Origin of the sequence: Wolbachia endosymbiont (group A) of Nomada flava, assembly GCF_964027055.1 — a bacterium.
Lineage (GTDB): Bacteria > Pseudomonadota > Alphaproteobacteria > Rickettsiales > Anaplasmataceae > Wolbachia > Wolbachia pipientis.
Genome location: NZ_OZ034725.1, coordinates 668,418 through 685,688 on the forward strand (window position 1 = coordinate 668,418; position 17,271 = coordinate 685,688).

The 17,271-nt window shown below is 35.2% G+C and carries 13 protein-coding genes and 2 pseudogenes; 8 read left to right on the top strand and 7 right to left on the bottom strand.

Annotation, left to right across the window (positions count from 1 at the left end; genetic code table 11):
• The first annotated feature begins 271 nt into the window (after window positions 1-271).
• The 4 genes and pseudogenes from ltrA to AAGD70_RS03535 all read left to right on the top strand — a co-directional run.
• A complete protein-coding gene (gene ltrA, locus AAGD70_RS03520) occupies window positions 272-1,522 on the top strand; it encodes a group II intron reverse transcriptase/maturase (protein ID WP_218914941.1) in 1,251 nt (416 codons plus the stop codon).
• 14 nt (window positions 1,523-1,536) lie between these two features.
• Entirely contained in the window at window positions 1,537-2,463 is a 927-nt protein-coding gene (locus tag AAGD70_RS03525; RefSeq protein ID WP_245611115.1) for an Rpn family recombination-promoting nuclease/putative transposase, read from the top strand.
• A 20-nt stretch (window positions 2,464-2,483) separates the two neighbouring features.
• Entirely contained in the window at window positions 2,484-3,005 is a 522-nt protein-coding gene (locus AAGD70_RS03530; protein WP_065095448.1) for a pyrimidine dimer DNA glycosylase/endonuclease V, read from the top strand.
• A 20-nt stretch (window positions 3,006-3,025) separates the two neighbouring features.
• Window positions 3,026-3,214, top strand: a pseudogene (locus AAGD70_RS03535) (transposase); the annotation flags it as partial.
• Window positions 3,215-3,222: 8 nt separating this feature from the next.
• Here the strand turns inward: AAGD70_RS03535 and AAGD70_RS03540 are convergent.
• Window positions 3,223-4,007: pseudogene (locus tag AAGD70_RS03540) on the bottom strand (IS5 family transposase).
• A 338-nt stretch (window positions 4,008-4,345) separates the two neighbouring features.
• Between AAGD70_RS03540 and AAGD70_RS03545 the strand changes: the two are divergent.
• On the top strand, window positions 4,346-5,737 hold the full coding sequence (locus AAGD70_RS03545) for a hypothetical protein (RefSeq protein WP_065095361.1): 1,392 nt from the start codon (window positions 4,346-4,348) through the stop codon (window positions 5,735-5,737).
• An 8-nt stretch (window positions 5,738-5,745) separates the two neighbouring features.
• On the top strand, window positions 5,746-7,839 hold the full coding sequence (locus tag AAGD70_RS03550) for a hypothetical protein (protein WP_065095360.1): 2,094 nt from the start codon (window positions 5,746-5,748) through the stop codon (window positions 7,837-7,839).
• 549 nt (window positions 7,840-8,388) lie between these two features.
• Here AAGD70_RS03550 and AAGD70_RS03555 read toward each other — a convergent pair.
• From AAGD70_RS03555 to AAGD70_RS03580, 6 genes are all read right to left on the bottom strand, one after another.
• Window positions 8,389-9,705: a hypothetical protein gene (locus tag AAGD70_RS03555; protein ID WP_156518013.1), complete on the bottom strand. Its 1,317-nt coding sequence runs from the start codon at window positions 9,703-9,705 to the stop codon at window positions 8,389-8,391.
• Window positions 9,706-9,960: 255 nt separating this feature from the next.
• Window positions 9,961-11,241 carry an adenosylmethionine--8-amino-7-oxononanoate transaminase gene (gene bioA, locus AAGD70_RS03560; RefSeq protein ID WP_065095358.1) on the bottom strand — a complete coding sequence of 427 codons (1,281 nt, stop codon included), beginning with the start codon at window positions 11,239-11,241 and terminating at the stop codon, window positions 9,961-9,963.
• Window positions 11,238-11,849, bottom strand: coding sequence for a dethiobiotin synthase (bioD, locus tag AAGD70_RS03565; RefSeq protein WP_065095357.1), 612 nt, complete (start codon window positions 11,847-11,849; stop codon window positions 11,238-11,240). The genes bioA and bioD overlap by 4 nt, the downstream gene beginning before the upstream one ends.
• Window positions 11,834-12,592, bottom strand: a complete 759-nt coding sequence (locus AAGD70_RS03570) for a methyltransferase domain-containing protein (RefSeq protein WP_065095356.1) — start codon at window positions 12,590-12,592, stop codon at window positions 11,834-11,836. Before AAGD70_RS03570 ends, bioD begins: the two co-directional genes overlap by 16 nt.
• Window positions 12,555-13,208, bottom strand: a complete 654-nt coding sequence (locus AAGD70_RS03575) for a hypothetical protein (RefSeq protein ID WP_065095355.1) — start codon at window positions 13,206-13,208, stop codon at window positions 12,555-12,557. Before AAGD70_RS03575 ends, AAGD70_RS03570 begins: the two co-directional genes overlap by 38 nt.
• On the bottom strand, window positions 13,205-14,341 hold the full coding sequence (locus AAGD70_RS03580; RefSeq protein ID WP_065095354.1) for an aminotransferase class I/II-fold pyridoxal phosphate-dependent enzyme: 1,137 nt from the start codon (window positions 14,339-14,341) through the stop codon (window positions 13,205-13,207). Before AAGD70_RS03580 ends, AAGD70_RS03575 begins: the two co-directional genes overlap by 4 nt.
• Window positions 14,342-14,365: 24 nt before the next feature.
• On the opposite strand from AAGD70_RS03580, the gene bioB reads away from it, so the two are divergent.
• Window positions 14,366-15,316 (top strand): biotin synthase BioB, encoded by a 951-nt coding sequence (gene bioB / locus AAGD70_RS03585; protein ID WP_395462600.1) that lies wholly within the window; start codon window positions 14,366-14,368, stop codon window positions 15,314-15,316.
• Between the two features lie 608 nt (window positions 15,317-15,924).
• On the top strand, window positions 15,925-17,265 hold the full coding sequence (locus AAGD70_RS03590; protein WP_065095352.1) for a hypothetical protein: 1,341 nt from the start codon (window positions 15,925-15,927) through the stop codon (window positions 17,263-17,265).
• Window positions 17,266-17,271: the final 6 nt, after the last annotated feature.

Consider the following 17,271-nt stretch of genomic DNA (forward strand, 5'->3'; position numbering starts at 1 on the left):
TGAGCTTACAAGAAACCTGATTACTGTGTAGGTGGTGTTCGGCATAAAGGTGGCGCGAGTCTGATCTGGGCTTTAATAAGGAACTGCAGGAACCAGTCGATTTGATGAAAAGCGAGATAAGCAAGAGGCTAATCCTCAAGCTTTAGAGTAGCAATGCAAATCACTGGGGCGGATCAACTCGTAGTAGTGAAGAAGTGGTTGTAATGACTATGGAGCGAAGGGGTTGAGCTAGTCGACTTTAGTAAATCATTCAACTTGAAGGAGGATGAAAATGATTGAACGAACAAAGCCTTTTGATATACCGAAATCTCTAGTGTTTTCGGCTTATAAAAGAGTTAAAGAAAACAGAGGAGGAGCAGGTATTGATGATCTAACAATTGAAAAGTTTGATCAAGACTTAAGCAAGAACCTTTACAAGCTATGGAATAGGCTATCTTCTGGTAGTTATTTTCCACCAGCAGTCAAGGCTTGTGATATAATTAAGACAGAAGGAGGAACAAGGACACTTGGGATACCAACTGTTGCCGATCGTATAGCACAGGAAGTGGTGAGAAGTGTTTTAGAACCAGAACTTGAGAAGGTATTTGATGAGGATTCATATGGTTATAGGCCAAATAAGTCAGCATTAGATGCCATAGGAAAAACGAGAAGGCGATGCTTCGACCAAGATTGGTTAATAGAGTTCGACATCAAGGGAATGTTTGACAACATAGACCACAATCTACTGATGAAAGCAGTCAGAAAGCATACCACAAATAAGTGGGTTCTCTTATATATACAAAGATGGCTAAGTGCAGAGATACAGCAAAAAGATGGGACAAAAATAAAGCGTCTCAGTGGGGTGCCGCAAGGGGGTGTAGTAAGTCCTATCTTAAGCAACCTATTTATGCACTACAGCTTTGATATGTGGATGAGAAGAGAATATCCAAGTGTAAAGTGGGCAAGATATGCTGATGATGGTGTTATACATTGTGTAAGCAAGAGTCAAGCACAACTAATTCTTGGTCAACTTGAACAGAGACTGAAGATTTGCAAATTGGAAATAAAACATACGAAGACCAAAATTATCTATTGTCAAGATGGAAAACGAAGGGATAATCATGAGAATGTATCATTTACATTTCTTGGATATGAATTTCGAAAAAGACTTGTACGAAATAGAAAAGATAGTAGTCTGTTTGTAAGCTTTACTCCAACTGTAAGTAAAGAAAGTCTGAACAAGATGAAGAAAGAAATTAGAAGCTGGAAATTTGCTAGAAGAACAAACTTGGAAATAGAAGATATATCACGAATATGTAATCCAATCCTGAGAGGATGGTTTAACTATTACGGGAAGCATCATATAACTGCACTAGATAGCATAATAAGAATGTTTAATAGGAAACTCAGAAAGTGGTTCCAGACAAAGTACAAAAAGCTGAGAGGACACAAAACCAAAGCAGCTAAGGTACTAGAAAGAACTGCAAAGAGCAGACCAAGTCTGTTTGTGCACTGGAAATTGAGTATAGGGTTAGGGCAATGACTAGTGGGAGCCTTATGAAGCGCGAGTTTCACGTAGGGTTCTGGAAGGGGCCAGGAGGGAAGTTCTCCTGGTCTACTCTCCTATCGTTCAAGCGCATCTTTGGCACTGAAAAAAATAAAGATATCCTTATTCACTTTCTTAATGATATTCTTGGCTTCACTGGCAAAAGTGCAATACAGGATATAGAGTTTTTAAGTACTATTCAAGACCCTGATATTGCTTCTAAAAAACAAAGCATTGTTGATGTTCTTTGTAGGGATGAAAATGGGCTGCAAGTCATAGTCGAAATGCAGGTCGCTAAAACTAAGGGCTTTGAAAAACGTGCTCAATACTATGCTGCTAAAGCCTATTCAAGACAGGCTGACAAAGGCGATCAATATCATGACCTTAAGGAAATTATCTTTATTGCTATAGCAGATTGTATTTTATTTCCTGATAAGTCTGAGTATAAATCAAAGCACACTATTCGCGATGAAGACACTAATGAACACGATCTTAAAGATTTTTATTTTATATTTATTGAGTTGCCTAAATTTCCAAAAACCAAAGAAGATCAGCTTTCAAGTATAGTTGAAAAATGGGTCTACTTCTTTAGATATGCAGATGAAACTAGTGAAGAAGAGCTAGAGAGAATAATAGGAAGTGATCTAATAATTAAAAGAGCGTATGAAGAATTAAATAGATTTAACTGGTCAGAAAAAGAATTCATTGCCTATGAACAAGAAATCAAGCGTATTCGTGATGAACAGGCTGTCCTTGCTCAAAAACTCGATGATGCTACTGAAAAAGGTAGAGAAGAAGGCATCCTTATCGGACATGAAAAAGGCAGAAAAGCAGAGAAAATTGAGGTCGCAAAGAATCTACTAAAAGCAGGTGTTTCTATTGATATTATAGCTCAAACTACTGGTCTTACAGTTAACGAAGTCAAAGACTTAATCTGATTTTATCTTTTGACACCTAGATGAACATCTTTGTACTAGATGAAAACCCAGTAATTGCAGCACGAATGTTATGCGATAAGCACATAGTGAAAATGCCATTAGAAACTGCTCAATTACTTAGTAGTGTTTTTTCAATCGCATTAAAAGCGCCAAATCCTTTTGTCAGTATCACAAACCAAAATATAGAAGTTCCATATAAACTTACTCACAAAAACCACCCTTGTTCTCTATGGGCTAGACACTCAAAAGGAAACTTTAATTGGTTGATAGGATATGGAAAAGAATTATGTAAAGAGTACACCTGGCGATATAAAAGAACGCATAAATCTGAAGAAGTTATAGATTGGTGTGATAATAATAAGGATTTGCTAATTTTTCAATCAGCTGATATACAAGCTTTTACACAAGCGTTACCTGATCGATATAAATGTAGTAATCCAATAGAAGCCTATAGAGAGTATTACTTAAAAGAAAAGATGAAGTTTGCCAAGTGGGAAAAAGGCAGAGAAGCACCAGATTGGTTGCTAGACAGAATGCTATAGTCTGATCAGTCATAAATAGAGAAGCTATCCAAATCGGCCATGAAAAAGGCAGGGAGGAAGGCATCCAAATTGGGGAAGAGCAAGGTAGAAAAGAAAGAGAAATTGAAGTTGCAAAAAACCTACTTAAAGCAGGTGTATCTGTTGAATTAATAGCTGAGTCTACCGGTCTTCCTAAAGCTGAAATTTCAAAACCTAAGGAAAAAGCCTAAGAGCCTGTTCATAATCTTTTCAGAAGTAAGGCAGTGAAAGCCAGAACGACCATTTGTAGGCTAGTATTGAGTTTTCGCTCACAATTTTTCCACAATCTTCTACATTTTTCTAACCAAGCAAAAGATCGCTCCACAACCCATCTTTTGGGCAATACAACAAAGGAATGTAATTCATTTCTTTTTATCACTTCAACGGTTGCACCAATAATCGTTTTTATTTGAGTTGCAAAATTCTCTCCAGTATAGCCTGCATCAACCAGTACATTTTTAACTCCCGAGAGGTTTTCTTTTGCATTTTCGACCATTCTCACAGCACTGCTACGGTCAGTTATCTCTGCTGTTGTTATATAAATTGCATGCTTGCGTATCTACTTCAATATGGCGTTTTATTCCTGAAATCTTTTTGCCTGCATCATAGCCTTTTTCTTCAGCAGTATCTGCATTTTTTACACTCTGTGCATCAATTATGCAGAAGCTGGTTTTTTCTTTCCGACCATTGTTTTGTCGGACCACGCCAACTATTTTTTTTTAACACCAGCTCCAGAACACTTTCTTTATCTGCATCTGGTTTTTCACTCCACTTCTTAAAATAGTCGTAACAATTGCGCCATTTTGGAAACTCTTTTGGTAGCATTCTCCACTGACAACCACTTTTCAGAACGTATAACACTCCACAAAATACATCATACAAATCAAGTTTTCTTGGTTTTGTTTTTTTTCTACAGGACTCTAGATCTGGTAACATAATCTCAAATCTTTCCCGACTTATATCACTTGGGTATAAACTCCTCATATATCCTAACTTATATACATTATCTCTTAGTTTATTCCTTTCTTGAGATCATGTACAGGTTCTAAGTACTGTAACTCCCTTAGAGCTCTTTTCAACTTATTATACTTCTTTATCCATTAGTCTAATATATTAAAGCCTACATCTAACTCTTCCGCTATTCTCGCTATGGCCTATTTGATTTTCTCACTAATTCTACGCATCAGTTAAGCGCAAAATAGATGATATTTAAATATAAAAAATATTTTTCATAAAATTTTTCTTGTCCTTGATAATTTTAGTGTTGCTATTTGATTCTAACTTTTGCATAATGCAGTAAATATTTCTATATGGAGGATACAATGCCAAGATGGACAGATCGCCATGCTACAATACTTAAGAAATTGCAGAATATCATTAAACATCCAGATTCTAATATTGCTGCCGGAAGGCGTTTAGCTATTGAAAAATGGGTAAAAACCTACACTAGAGAGGTAGAATATCTAAAAGATGATGAATTACAGTTCTTATATAACGTATTTCGTGATGAGAATTGTTGGTCAAGTGCAAGGTTAAACACTGCTACTCTAGGAAGAATGTTAACTGAAGAAGAAATAGATGAAGTAAAGAATCCACTTTGCAGATACAATATGGCTTGTAGGTACTGTATGACAGATAAAATTCATCCACTATTTCAGAAGCAACTTGAGTCTTACAAAAGTGGCTTCTCTTCCGAAGAAGTAGATGATAATGGCAGGCCTGCAACTAACAACCGCAAATATGTCAGAAATGAATTGTTAAATGCTATGAATAGTGAAGATCCTGTACTTAGCTTTTGGATTGATAAAAAATCTGGAGAATTTAAAAAGCATGATAATGCAGTAGAGGGTTTTAATAAAGCTGTGGAATTCAAGTGGAGTGAAGGAGTAGAATACTTCTATCGTCGTATAAATCAGGAAGGAAAGGAAAAGATTGATAACCTGATGGTTAAAGCTGTTGCTAATTTATCTGCTATTCAAGCTAACCATAATGTTGCTACCGTTTTAGATTTTCTTCTGCATGAAATAATCACTGATCCAATAAAGCATAAATTATTACTTGAGTTATCAAATAAAGGCAAAGGAGTTATGTATCAACCTCTTAACACATTAATACAGTGCGGGTTCGTTGATACAGTTCAATATGTAGTAAAGCACTTGTCTCAGGAAAAAGTTTTAGTGTCTGAGGAGAAGAAAATACTTTCACATTGTGGTTACGCGTTTCTCCTTTCCTCGCTTTCAAATTTGATGTTAGAAGATCCTGAAATAGATATTCAAATTAAGGCAAGAATGATTATTGTGAATCTTTGGAAATGCGATCTTTTTGATGAGCATAAAAAAGCTGTGGTTAAATTTTCCAAGAACATAGATCCGATAACAGATGTGCTTGCAGGGTTAATTGTTGATTGGCAACGTGATAATAGCAGTAGTAACGTTGTAAAGAAGCGTGAAATACTGGAAATTTTGCAATTTGTCAAAGATTTTTGTTCAGATAAGGATTTTAAATTATTTAAAGATGGTATCACTAATGATCTAAAAACGGTTTATGTGTCAGGTATGAAAGATGGCATCGACTATAGCAAGTTAGCAGAGGGGTTATTTTCTCAGCTAGGGAAGTCTGTGCATTTGTCTCCTGAAGGTAGTGGTTTCAGTGATCCACAGACCGTGTTAGAAAGTGCTGGTGTTAGTGGTGTGGCTAGTCGTAGTTATAATTAGGAGTGTTTATGCGAAATAATGATGAAGATACTGAATTAATTCAAGATTTGTTAAATGGAGATTGTGATGAGCTAAATAGAAAAGTTGGACTTTTTTTAGACCAGTGTCCATCTTTTTTACACTCGGTTGGTAGGAGTCGTTTTTTTCCTGCATTCTTCTTCGGTATGTTTGCTACTGCATTTGATTCTGGTATTATAGATTTTGACCCTGATATTGCAAATGGTGAAAGAATTTACTTTCGTTTTGATAATTATGATAATGGGAAAGGAAATCTAAAAATTGCTGTTCTAACTAATGACGTAGATGAAGATGGCATGAGAATAGTAAGATGCTACACTATTGCTGATAATGAGAACAGTCCTGGATCAAGATTCAGTGAAGAAGAAAGGCTATGGATAGAAGAAAATCAGCTACAGCACTTACAGGAAGATCTGGCTTGGGAAGAATATAAAATATTTCAGCGGGGAGAAGAGTGTGTATTTTTTCCTCAAGGAAGAGATTTTAATGGAAATCATGCATCTCCCATCGATAATTTTAGAGAAATTGCTCCAATCATGCAGCAAGGCAACTTATTAGATCGAGCAAATGGGTTAGCAAATAATAACAGTCAAGAAGTAAGAAGAGACATTAGAAGAATTTTACAATACATCGTCAATGTCTACGATGCATATCGCCAAGAATTGAATTTTGATAGTGAGTCTGACGATCATGGTTTTTTATCCGGATTTTTAGTAAATTTTAGGTACCGCGCTATGGCTGATATCTACCTAGAATTACTTATAGGAAGAGGATATGCAGATATTACTTTGCTTGTGCGTGGTCAGGAAAAATTAAATAATTCAGTTCCCATTATAATTGAGCTCAAAGCAGGTCAAGAACACGCTGGACAAGCGTTGGAACAAGCTAGGGGTTATGTTAGAAACTGTCCCATTTCATCTGTATCTGCTCATACTTCGTCAAGAAATGCTGTTTGTGTAGGGCTAAACTTTAACCATAATGCTCAACGTCTGCAGCTTGATGCAGAACACTTTTTAGAGCAAGAACCTTCTTTGATAAAAAGATTACTTAATCCTACTGAGAGAGAGGTTGCAAGAGATGTAGAAAACTATTTATTATATCCAGCCTCTTGCACACGTGCAGTACCTGGTTCTAGCCCATTTTCCTACACATCTAGGTTTGCGTTTGCAAGTATTGCATTTGAAAAAGGTACTGCTCGGATAGGGAGAGATTTGGTAAGAGTAACAAAATATCTATTCAATTACCATAATGATGATAGAATGCTAGGCCAGCAAGGACAAAGAATTGCAAGAATAAATGTTCGAGAGAGAGCTTTGACCATGGTTCTGTTTGCACTAAGTATTAACTCACTAGTTGTGCTTAACATCCGTCAAATATTGCGTCACCAATTTCCAGTAATGGCCTTAGATCTATTACGTCCACATTGGCAAGGTGCTAGAGTGCATGAAGTATTGTGTGAAATGATTGATGATAATCCTCAAGTAAACGTTATTTTAACACCATTTCAGTCACCTGATGATTATTCAAGAAATTATCTTGGGCATTTCCAAGGTGATCTTTTACGAATAGGTGGTGTTGGACAAGTACACAGAGCTGCAAGTGTAATGATGAATACCGGCTGGCAAGATGTCAATAGGCATACGGAATTATTTCAGGAAATTTCTAATGTGTTGTTTCCGTTAAGGCAAGCATTGGTAACGAGTGAAGCTGAATTTCAAGCTGTATTACATGGGTTATTTTATACTCTTGGCAATCCTGCTAGAGTAATTATTGAGTTTCAATTAGAAAGAGGGGGAAGAATAGATCTAGTGTTGTCAAGATTTGTGGAAAGAGATGATACTCATCCAATTGGGATAGAGCTAAAATTTGCTAGAACTGCAGGGCAGATACGACAAAAAAGTGCAGAAGCGAATCGACAATTACAACGATATACACAATGTGGAGGATGCGAACGTATTACTGATGGAGATCAAATGGTTTTATCATATGCTGTATTCAATAACGGTGCGCGAGGACCAGATACTCTAATATCGGTTAGGGATGTTCTTAACGTAAGAGATAACTTAGGACAGTTTTATAGATGATCTTTTACCAATGGAAGTGCTCAGGGTTTGGATGTGCTTATAGTGAAACATACATATTAAGTCCAGAGAGTGTAGGTAAGGTTGAAGGGAGAAAAATAAGATTCTTGAAGAATAGGGCTTATTTTATATCTTCTTAAGCTAAAGCCAGCCTTATCAGGTCAAATAAATTTACTGACAAAAAAGATTTGCCTAATTTAGTATCTATTAGCAACTTGGTAGAAAGTGGTCACATAGGCAAAGTTGTAAGGCTAAGATAGGTTAAATATAATATAATTTGTCTAGTTTTTAGTACTTTATGCAAAAAGATGAAAAATTGAACAGGTATCTATTTTTACTATAGACTTGCCTCAATTTTTCTTTCTCATATCAAATGAATTAATATTAATCTAGTAATATATTTTACTAAAAATTTAAATAAAACAACTATTTCCAGTGGTTAAAATCAAGGAACGTGAGAAGAAGTTTTTTTGGGATGAGTTGGACTACCAAGCTTTCATCTGTTAATAATTGAACAATCATAGCAAATTATTCAACAATAGACCACTGTATTTATTCACAACTTGCTGCTGCAGTATATCCATTGACTGCAACTTTATCGATGCTAATCTTTTCAAGTGAACTTGAAAGTTTATTACAATAACATACAATTGCAGCAGCAACCAGACAACAAGCTCCAACACCTGATATTACTCCTGTTACCAGCAAACTAGCACTGAAAGTAAAATATGCAACTGATGCAGCAATTCCTGCAAGCACTCCAGCTATCGCTAATTTCCATGTAGCTGTGGTAGGCCACTTATTTTTTTGTACGCTTTGTGTTACAAGAATACTTCCATTGCTTGAATTATTAGGCTGCATGCCATTGGTTTGAGAACTATTCACTTGTCCAGAGCTTTCGTTAGCTACCGAAGACATTTCTTGTTGAACAGAAACAAGTTTTTGACTTCCGCTTTTATCAGATGGAGTTTCCAGCATAACAGGAACTTTTACTATATTTTTTACATTCGTTGAAGTTACCGTTTCAGCAGGTGTAGCAGAAGCTTGTACATGTGTGTTATTTCCTTCAAATTCTGTCAACCGAGTAGAATTAAGTTCACTTTCTGCACTATTTTCAGGTACTGTAGTTTCAATTTTATTCCGCCCTGATATGTTCTGCAACTGCTCTAGATTTCTGACAGACTTCGGTTCTTCCTTTTCCTTAAACTGTTGTTTAAGCTGCTCAATCTGCTGATTGCTTTTACTGACCTGATCATTAAACCTACCAATTTCACTTTCCTTTCGTGCTAACTCATTTTGTATCTTTGTAATCTGATCTTTTAGGGTGTTTCTTTCTGCCTCGATTGAGAAAACTTTTTCATTAAGCTCCTTAACTTTATCACTCTTTTTCTTCAACTTTTCCACTTTATTAATCAACTCTATAGCAGCATTGCTACTTCCCTCCAATTCTCGCTCTAGCTGATCTCGTTTATCTGAAATCTCTTCAATTTTATTATTCAATCTCATAGCAGGATTTCTACTTCCTTGCAGCAGTTTTTTTTCAGCATTTGCATTGATTCTAGCAACACTAATTGCTGCTGATTCACTATTTTCCTTACCTATTCTGTTTAAATCTAGATTATGTATACCATTTCTTTTGGGTGAAAGATTTTTAATTCGAGTTTTAGTCTTCCTTGCGTAAGGATAACTTCTTGCAGCAATTTTTTTTTCAACACTTGCACCGATTCTAGCAACACTAATTGCTGCTGATTCACTATTTTCCTTACCTATTTTTTTTAGATTACTTATACTATTTTCTTTGAGTGAAAGATTTTTAACATTTTGACATGTTAAAGGATCTTCACCAATACCCCCTGAATTAAATTCCATTATAAGCCCTCCTACATTGTCATATCGCTTAAGCCAGTGAAACACCACTGTATATATAACTACTTGAATATTTCCACAAAGCAACATTTTTTTATAAAAAACCAATCATAAAAATTGCCTTAACTTTTTTGCGAAATCACTATTAATTTACCAGTAATTTTCAATAAAAACTTAATTGATACAACCATTTCTAGCAACAAAAAGCAGCTAGCGCGAGAAGATTTTTTCTTGGAATCGCGTGGTCTGGTAAAGTCACTATGAAAAAATCCTGAGAATATTTCTGATCTTATTATAAGCTTCTTCAAGCTCAAAAGTGCTTATTGAATAAGGCGGTAGTAAGTAAACTGAATTACCAAGTGGCCTTATTAAAAGTCCTTGCTCTAAAAATTTTATCTTTAGTGTTTGTGCATCATGAACATCAAAAGCTGCTATTGTACCAGTCACACGTGCACGCTCGACGTTCTTACAAGCTTCAGACAAATTTGCTAATTCCTTTTTATGTATACTATGAATCCTCTTAATTGACTCCATGGTATCGTGTTTAACTAACAAGTCTAAAGAAGCAATTGCGGCTGCACAACCCAGGGGATTGGCAGTGTAGGAGTGACCATGAGCGAACGCTTTAGTAAAATGTTCACTTAAAAATGCTGAGTAAACTTCTTCGGTAGTAATTGTGAGAGCAAGTGGAAGAAAACCTCCTGTTAATCCTTTAGAAATACATAAAAAATCTGGTACAATTTGAGTTTGTTCAAGAGCAAAATAAGTACCAGTACGGCCAAAGCCGGTCATAACTTCATCACAAATTATCAAAATTCCATGCTGGCGTACCAAATTGACAACTTTTCTAACAAACTCTGGACAGCACATCCTCATGCCACTTGCTCCTTGCACCAAAGGCTCTAGAATTAATGCAGCAATTTTACGAGAACCAGCACGTAAGTGACCCTCTAGTACTTTAAGAGAATGTTCCTCTTTATTTTCTATTTTTTCATCTTCGTCCCAGGTTTCTGGAAAAGGTACTGTTAAGACAGAAAATAACAGATTTGAAAATGCGTCATGGAAGCCGGACTTAACGCCTACACTCATCGCGCCAAATGTATCTCCATGATACCCTCCTTCAAAACTCAGAAAAGTAGTTCTTTCACGGTTACCCTGATTCCACCAGTACTGATAGGCCATTTTTAGTGCTACCTCAACAGTAGTTGAACCATTGTCTGAAAAGAAAAATCTGGATAATTTATCTGGTAGTAGAGTTTTTAACTTTTCACAAAGCGTTACTGCAGGCTCATGAGTAAATCCTGCAAAAATTACATGTTCTAAAGTCATGCTTTGCTCATATATAGCCTGAGCAATCTTGGGATGAGCGTGACCGTGCAGATTTACCCACCAACTGGAAATCAGATCGAGGTATGGTTTATTATTCTCATCATAAAGATATGACCCATGAGCTTTCTTAATTGCAATTGGAAATTTGGCTACTTTCTCTTGCGTAAAAGGATGCCATATGATTTTTCTGTCACGTTCGCTTAAATTCATTGTTCCAAGATAGCTTTTAATCGATTTGAGAGTGGTATTTGCATCAGATGTTCTCTATCAACTTGTTGCAGTTTGGGTACTGATGCTAACACCTGTGCTCTACCATAAAATTCTATTGCTTCAAGATTATCTTGATTGGGTAGTCCATTTAAGATTATCCCCAAAATAGGAATATTTCTAGCACGTAGCGCTTCTAAGCTGAGCAATGTGTGATTAATTGTGCTAAGTGTAGACCTTGCAACTAGAATTGTTGGAATGGCGAGTTTTTTGATTAAATCGACCATTAGTGTGGTTTTATTGATTGGAACTAAAACTCCTCCAGCACCCTCTACGATTAAGTTATGTGTTTTGGGCAAGCTAATCCTATCGATATTAATGCTATCATTCTCCAGCGAAGCTGCCAAGTGGGGAGATAGGGGTCTTTTATAAACAAAATTTTCTTTATAAACGTTGGCGTTAGTCAAATTGCTCATTTGATGACTATCTGTACCTAGAGTACTTCCAGTCTGGATGGGTTTGAAATACGAATACCCAGTGTGTAGGCAGAGCCAACTGCTTATAGTAGTCTTACCAACGTCGGTATCTGTTCCTGTTACAAAGATCTGCATCTACTTAAAATTCCAAAAAATACTTTATAGGTAACATTAATCTTGCCAGTATAGGTTTTTACGATCTTCCTTAGATCAGGAAAAAAAATTGCTTGGCTACTTTGATTTGCTCCTAGATTCCTAAGGTATCTAATAAATTCACTTGCGCTTGGAAAACACAATGTGAATTCTTGCGAGTCGAAAAAATATTTTTTTGGTTTCAGGTGAAGTAAATAGCTTTCTAATTCTTGTTTAGATGGATACTGATGAGTTGGTGCAGGTAATAAGGATTTTGTAAAGACTCTAGACCATTCATTAAATGTACCATCCAGTAAACACGAAAAAACAAAGACATTTGAACTATTGTATGATTTCTTTATCATCTTTTTTAAATTGCGCACCCATTGAAGTGCTAGGTTTGAAATGGTAAGATCGTGAAAGCCAAAGTCTAGTGTTTCCATATCGCCTAAGATGAATGCAACTTCCTTATATACTGCTAATTTTTCTTTTGTTTTTGCCAACATACTAGGTGATATGTCATTTAAAGTGAACTTGCTTTGCAGAAAGAAACTAAACAAAATTTCTGGAATGTAGCCTGTACCTGTACCCAAATCTAAAATAGATCGTGGATGAAATTCAGGAAAACAACTTTTTAACAAATTGATTAACTTTGCAGCACATTCTTTTTGAATAAAAGCTACATTATCATAAGACGAGCTTGCTCTGCTAAAATTGTCCTGTATGTATCTCTTTTGTAATTCCATTACAAAAACTTATAATTTGCTCGTACACAAAATGATATTCGCATAACCCTAGACTATGGTAACCTCTGCTATGCATAACAACTTTAACATCTTTATTGAAGTTATCATAGATAAGTTCCTGGGGTACGATTGTATCATTTGTTGCACCTAATATTAATAGTGATGTGCGTGGTAGCTGATGTACTGTGGTGAGTAGCTCTAAATCCTGCATTAGTTTTGCTTTATTTAACCGATTGAAAGAGTTGTAGTTTAAGCCGCATTTTTTATGGAAGGACATCAGGGTATCTACTGGATCCATTCGAAAGTGCTGTATCATCGTTTTCAACTCTAACTTGCGTTTTTTGTGTAATCGTAAATCAAATCCTAAAAAATTGATAAAAGCTTGTACACCGATAAGTCCATTAAACTTTACATTTAAGGAAGCTAGTTTTATTAGTCCAAGAGAATGTCCAATACCAATAAGTGCACCATCTTCTGGTAAGTTTAGGTTTTCTTCTCCAAAATAACCAAGATCTAAACAATAGTAAGGAATTTTAGAAAAATATTTATTTATAAGAGGTTGAAAGAACTTATAATCAAATCCCCAACCGTGACAAAATACAAAGTAATAGTTCATATTTGCTGAAGAACATGCACTAAATAGTCTAGGTTGCTTTCAGTATGATTCACATTGAGTGCAATACGTAATCTTGATGTTCCAGAAGGAACAGTAGGTGGACGTATAGCAGAAACAACCAACCCTTGTTTCAAAAGCTTTTCTTTTGCACTCATTACAGTATCCTCATCACCTAGAACTATTGGTATAATGTGTGTAACTGAATCACCTGTGTTAAATCCAAGATTTTGCAGGTTGTTTCTTAAATTTGCAGCCTTAAAGGATAAAGTCTGGCGTTGATTAGTAAAATGTTTTACTAAATCCCAACTTTTGGCTGCTGCACCAATTATCATTGGAGAAAGAGAGGTTGAATAAATAAACCCTGGACATTTATTGATTAGGTAATTCTTTATAACATTAGAACAAGCAACATACGCACCAAAGCACCCTAAAGCTTTACTAAAAGTACCCAAGACTAGATGTGGAACTTTCTGAAGGTTAATGTAGGTAGATAAGCCATATCCATTACGACCAATAATGCCTGTTGCATGTGCTTCATCTAAATACAGAAAAGCCTCATATTCTTTACTAAGAGCAAAGATTTCCTCTATTGATACAATATCTCCATCCATACCGAAAATTGTTTCAGTAACAATGAACTTCGATCTTAAGTCATTTTTAAATTTTATAAGTAAATTACTCAAGTGATTCATATCGTTATGTTGATACCGTACAAGCTCAGCATCACTTAAAAATACAGCTTGATATAAACTTGCATGATTTAATTTATCAAAAAAGACAATAGGCTTGTTACCCAACACTGATTGATCTAACAAGCTTGCAAGAACCGTTATATTGGCCTGAAAACCTGAATTAAAGATAAGAGCTGACTCAGTTCCTTTGTCTTGGGCAATCCTCTTCTCAAGGTCTTCAAATATTTTTTTATTACCTGAAAGCAACCGAGAACCAGTGGATCCTACTCCAAGCTGTACTCCAGAGAGCTTTGCTGCATCAAATAGTACTTCTGACTGACTTAGGCCAAGGTAATCGTTGGTAGAAAAGTTGATAAAACTCTCCAGGATAGCTTTTGGCAATTGGCGATATTTTCTTTTACTCTTTAGTATATTATGATATTTTTCATATGGTTTATACATAACCTATCTATTAAGAGGTGTTAAATTATGACAGAAGAATGGGCTTTTGCCAAGGCAGAACAAATCTTTAATCTTCCATTTCCTGAGCTAATTTATACAGCACAAACAGAACATAGGAAGCAATTTAATCCTAGTGGAGTGCAAATTAGTACACTTTTAAGTATTAAAACAGGTAGCTGCCCAGAAAATTGTTCTTACTGTCCCCAATCAGCACACTATAACACCGGGTTACAAAAAGAGCCTTTGTTAGAAATTGCTGAGGTAATTGAAGCAGCAAAATGTGCAAAAGAGGCTGGAAGTAGTCGTTTCTGTATGGGAGCAGCTTGGCGTGGTCCACGTGATCAAGATTTAAAAATTGTTTGCGAAATGGTCAAAGAGGTGAAAAAATTGGGCCTTGAAACGTGTGTGACTCTTGGGTTGTTAAAAGATTACCAAGCAAATATGCTAAAGGAAGCTGGCTTAGATTTTTACAACCATAATATTGATACATCTGAAGAATATTATCATAAAGTCATAACTACACGTATTCTCCAAGATCGCTTAAAAACGTTAGAACACGTACGCGCATCTGGGATTAAGGTCTGTTGTGGTGGTATTCTTGGTATGGGTGAGACTAATGAGGATCGAATAAAAATGCTAGTTCTCATTGCTAATTTGGATAATCCTCCAGAATCAGTACCAATTAATATGCTGATAAAAATTCCTGGAACTCCACTTGAGAATGTGGCCGACGTTGATCCGTTTGATTTTGTTCGTACTATTGCAATAGCCAGAATTATGATGCCAAAATCTTATGTACGTTTATCAGCTGGGCGAGAAAAAATGTCAGATGAATTGCAAGCATTGTGTTTCCTTGCAGGTGCTAATTCAATTTTTTACGGTGAAAAGCTACTTACAGCTCAAAATCCAGTACCTGAGCAAGACAATCACCTATTTCAAAGATTGGGGTTACGAAAACTTCATATAGGAAATTAAAGGAATTTCTGCATTGACAGAAAAAAGATCTATTTCTTATTATAATTTTGCCTAAAATTTTTTTCATTCTTGGATATATTACCATTAATTTAGCATTATATATTATTAAAATCTCAAGCAAATCAACCATTTCCAGTGGTCAAAACCAAGAGCGGTGAGAGCTTTTTGTTTTGGGATGGATTGGACTACCAAACGATACATACGAACTTTTTTATATGGTGATTTTATTATACGGTAAAACTAGCTATATTAGCTTACTTCAGCTAAATTTACATATGAACTAATTTGCCTAACTTTGTTACAAAGATTTCAAGCTTCTATTTTGACAACCTTATTTTTACACAACATGCTCTCACAAATATAAGACCTTTTTTGCAATTTTAGAAAGAGTAAATAATTCAAATTTTTGTGGCACTAAAATAGGAATTTCTTTAGTTACAGCAAGGTCTATTTTTTCGTAAGTAAAAGTGTTTTACAATTAATTATTAGAATGAAAATATCATACTTGGCTCTCAAGAAATTTCCTGTTGTACAGTGGTAAAGATTGGCTTGACAACGATAATTTACTAGACTAAAGTTTATATTAAAATACAAAATGGAGTTGCGGTATGGAATCTAGCTTAGATCACAATTACAATAAAATACTTGATACATTGAAAGGTACTATTAAAGACGACGATAATCAAGTTAAAGCAAGAAAACATCTTAGAGTAGAAAGATGGTTAAGGGTTTATATTCAATTAATTGAAGATTTTGATGAGGGAAAATTAAAGTTTTTCTCTGATATATTCTCTGATAATTCTTGTTGGGATGGAATAAAATTAAAAAATAAAGCTGTTGGTGAAAGGCTAACTGAAGAAAAAAATAAAAATGGAAAAGAAAGTCCGCTTGATCTTGCAGATAGATATTACTTGGCATGTAAATATTGTCTAGAAGATAAGATTCCTGGATTATTTGAACAAGTATTTATGAGATTTAAGAGAAGTGCCTTTGAAGAAGATGGATCTGATGATGATCTGAGAAGAGAATTATTGGAAAATATCGAAGAAACTAGCCCTATAGAAGCTTTCTGGTCTTTTCTTATTGATAAGCAGATTGGAAAACTAAACGAATATAAATCAGTTGAAGGTTTGCAAAAATCCATACAGATAAATTCTAATAAAAATTGGGCAGAAGGTATAGAGTTCTTCTATAATAAGCTGCACAATGACTCTAGTATTTCTAGTCAAGATAAAGATAATTTGTTAATTGAAGCAGCTTTATCTGCAGTGAAGGGTTACAAAGAAGTAGACACTCTAGAGTTTTGCCTATCCAAAATGGATGATGAACAAAAGAAAAAATTACTAGATAGAGATTATAAGGAAAATACTTATCATGCAGTATTTAATGTGCTAATAAATCAGTATTATTTTGATTCTTTTATGGAATTAAACAAATTGTCCAGTCAGTTTGAATGTGAACGTTACACAACCTTTTTATCTTCATTATCAGACCAAGTACTGAAAAATCCAGATCTGTCTGAAGAAACAAAAAAATGTATGATGAATGTTTGGGAGCGTATAATAAGATTTAATCAAGGCCGTGGAGACCGGACTATTTTCTCCATTTTCAAAGATTATTCAGTTACATATATAATAGCAAATTTAATTGTGGATCCAAGTAGACAAGAGGTAAGTAAAGAAGGAATATTAGGGAAGATATTAAAGCACGTAAATAACAAGGAAATGAGTGGTGAAGAGGTGATAAAGGTTAAAGATTCTGTATTAAGTAAAATTCAGTTATTTCATGGGGGTAAAAAATTGCAGTTAGGAGAACAAGTATTTTCTAAATTAGCTAAAGAAGCTTCTAAAGAGTCAATTTTGTGTGAAGCTGGTGATACTTTGCCACAGTCAAGTCTCGGTACGACTGATACCCCACATAATATAAAATCTTTAGGTCATAGCAAATAGGAGTAA

What these genes read in the sequence shown, in the direction of transcription:
- ltrA (WP_218914941.1), top strand. Translation starts at nt 272, where the DNA reads ATGATTGAACGAACAAAGCCTTTTGATATACCGAAATCTCTAGTGTTT.
- AAGD70_RS03525 (WP_245611115.1), top strand. Translation starts at nt 1,537, where the DNA reads ATGAAGCGCGAGTTTCACGTAGGGTTCTGGAAGGGGCCAGGAGGGAAG.
- AAGD70_RS03530 (WP_065095448.1), top strand. Translation starts at nt 2,484, where the DNA reads ATGAACATCTTTGTACTAGATGAAAACCCAGTAATTGCAGCACGAATG.
- AAGD70_RS03545 (WP_065095361.1), top strand. Translation starts at nt 4,346, where the DNA reads ATGCCAAGATGGACAGATCGCCATGCTACAATACTTAAGAAATTGCAG.
- AAGD70_RS03550 (WP_065095360.1), top strand. Translation starts at nt 5,746, where the DNA reads ATGCGAAATAATGATGAAGATACTGAATTAATTCAAGATTTGTTAAAT.
- AAGD70_RS03555 (WP_156518013.1), bottom strand. Translation starts at nt 9,705, where the DNA reads ATGGAATTTAATTCAGGGGGTATTGGTGAAGATCCTTTAACATGTCAA.
- bioA (WP_065095358.1), bottom strand. Translation starts at nt 11,241, where the DNA reads ATGAATTTAAGCGAACGTGACAGAAAAATCATATGGCATCCTTTTACG.
- bioD (WP_065095357.1), bottom strand. Translation starts at nt 11,849, where the DNA reads ATGCAGATCTTTGTAACAGGAACAGATACCGACGTTGGTAAGACTACT.
- AAGD70_RS03570 (WP_065095356.1), bottom strand. Translation starts at nt 12,592, where the DNA reads ATGGAATTACAAAAGAGATACATACAGGACAATTTTAGCAGAGCAAGC.
- AAGD70_RS03575 (WP_065095355.1), bottom strand. Translation starts at nt 13,208, where the DNA reads ATGAACTATTACTTTGTATTTTGTCACGGTTGGGGATTTGATTATAAG.
- AAGD70_RS03580 (WP_065095354.1), bottom strand. Translation starts at nt 14,341, where the DNA reads ATGTATAAACCATATGAAAAATATCATAATATACTAAAGAGTAAAAGA.
- AAGD70_RS03590 (WP_065095352.1), top strand. Translation starts at nt 15,925, where the DNA reads ATGGAATCTAGCTTAGATCACAATTACAATAAAATACTTGATACATTG.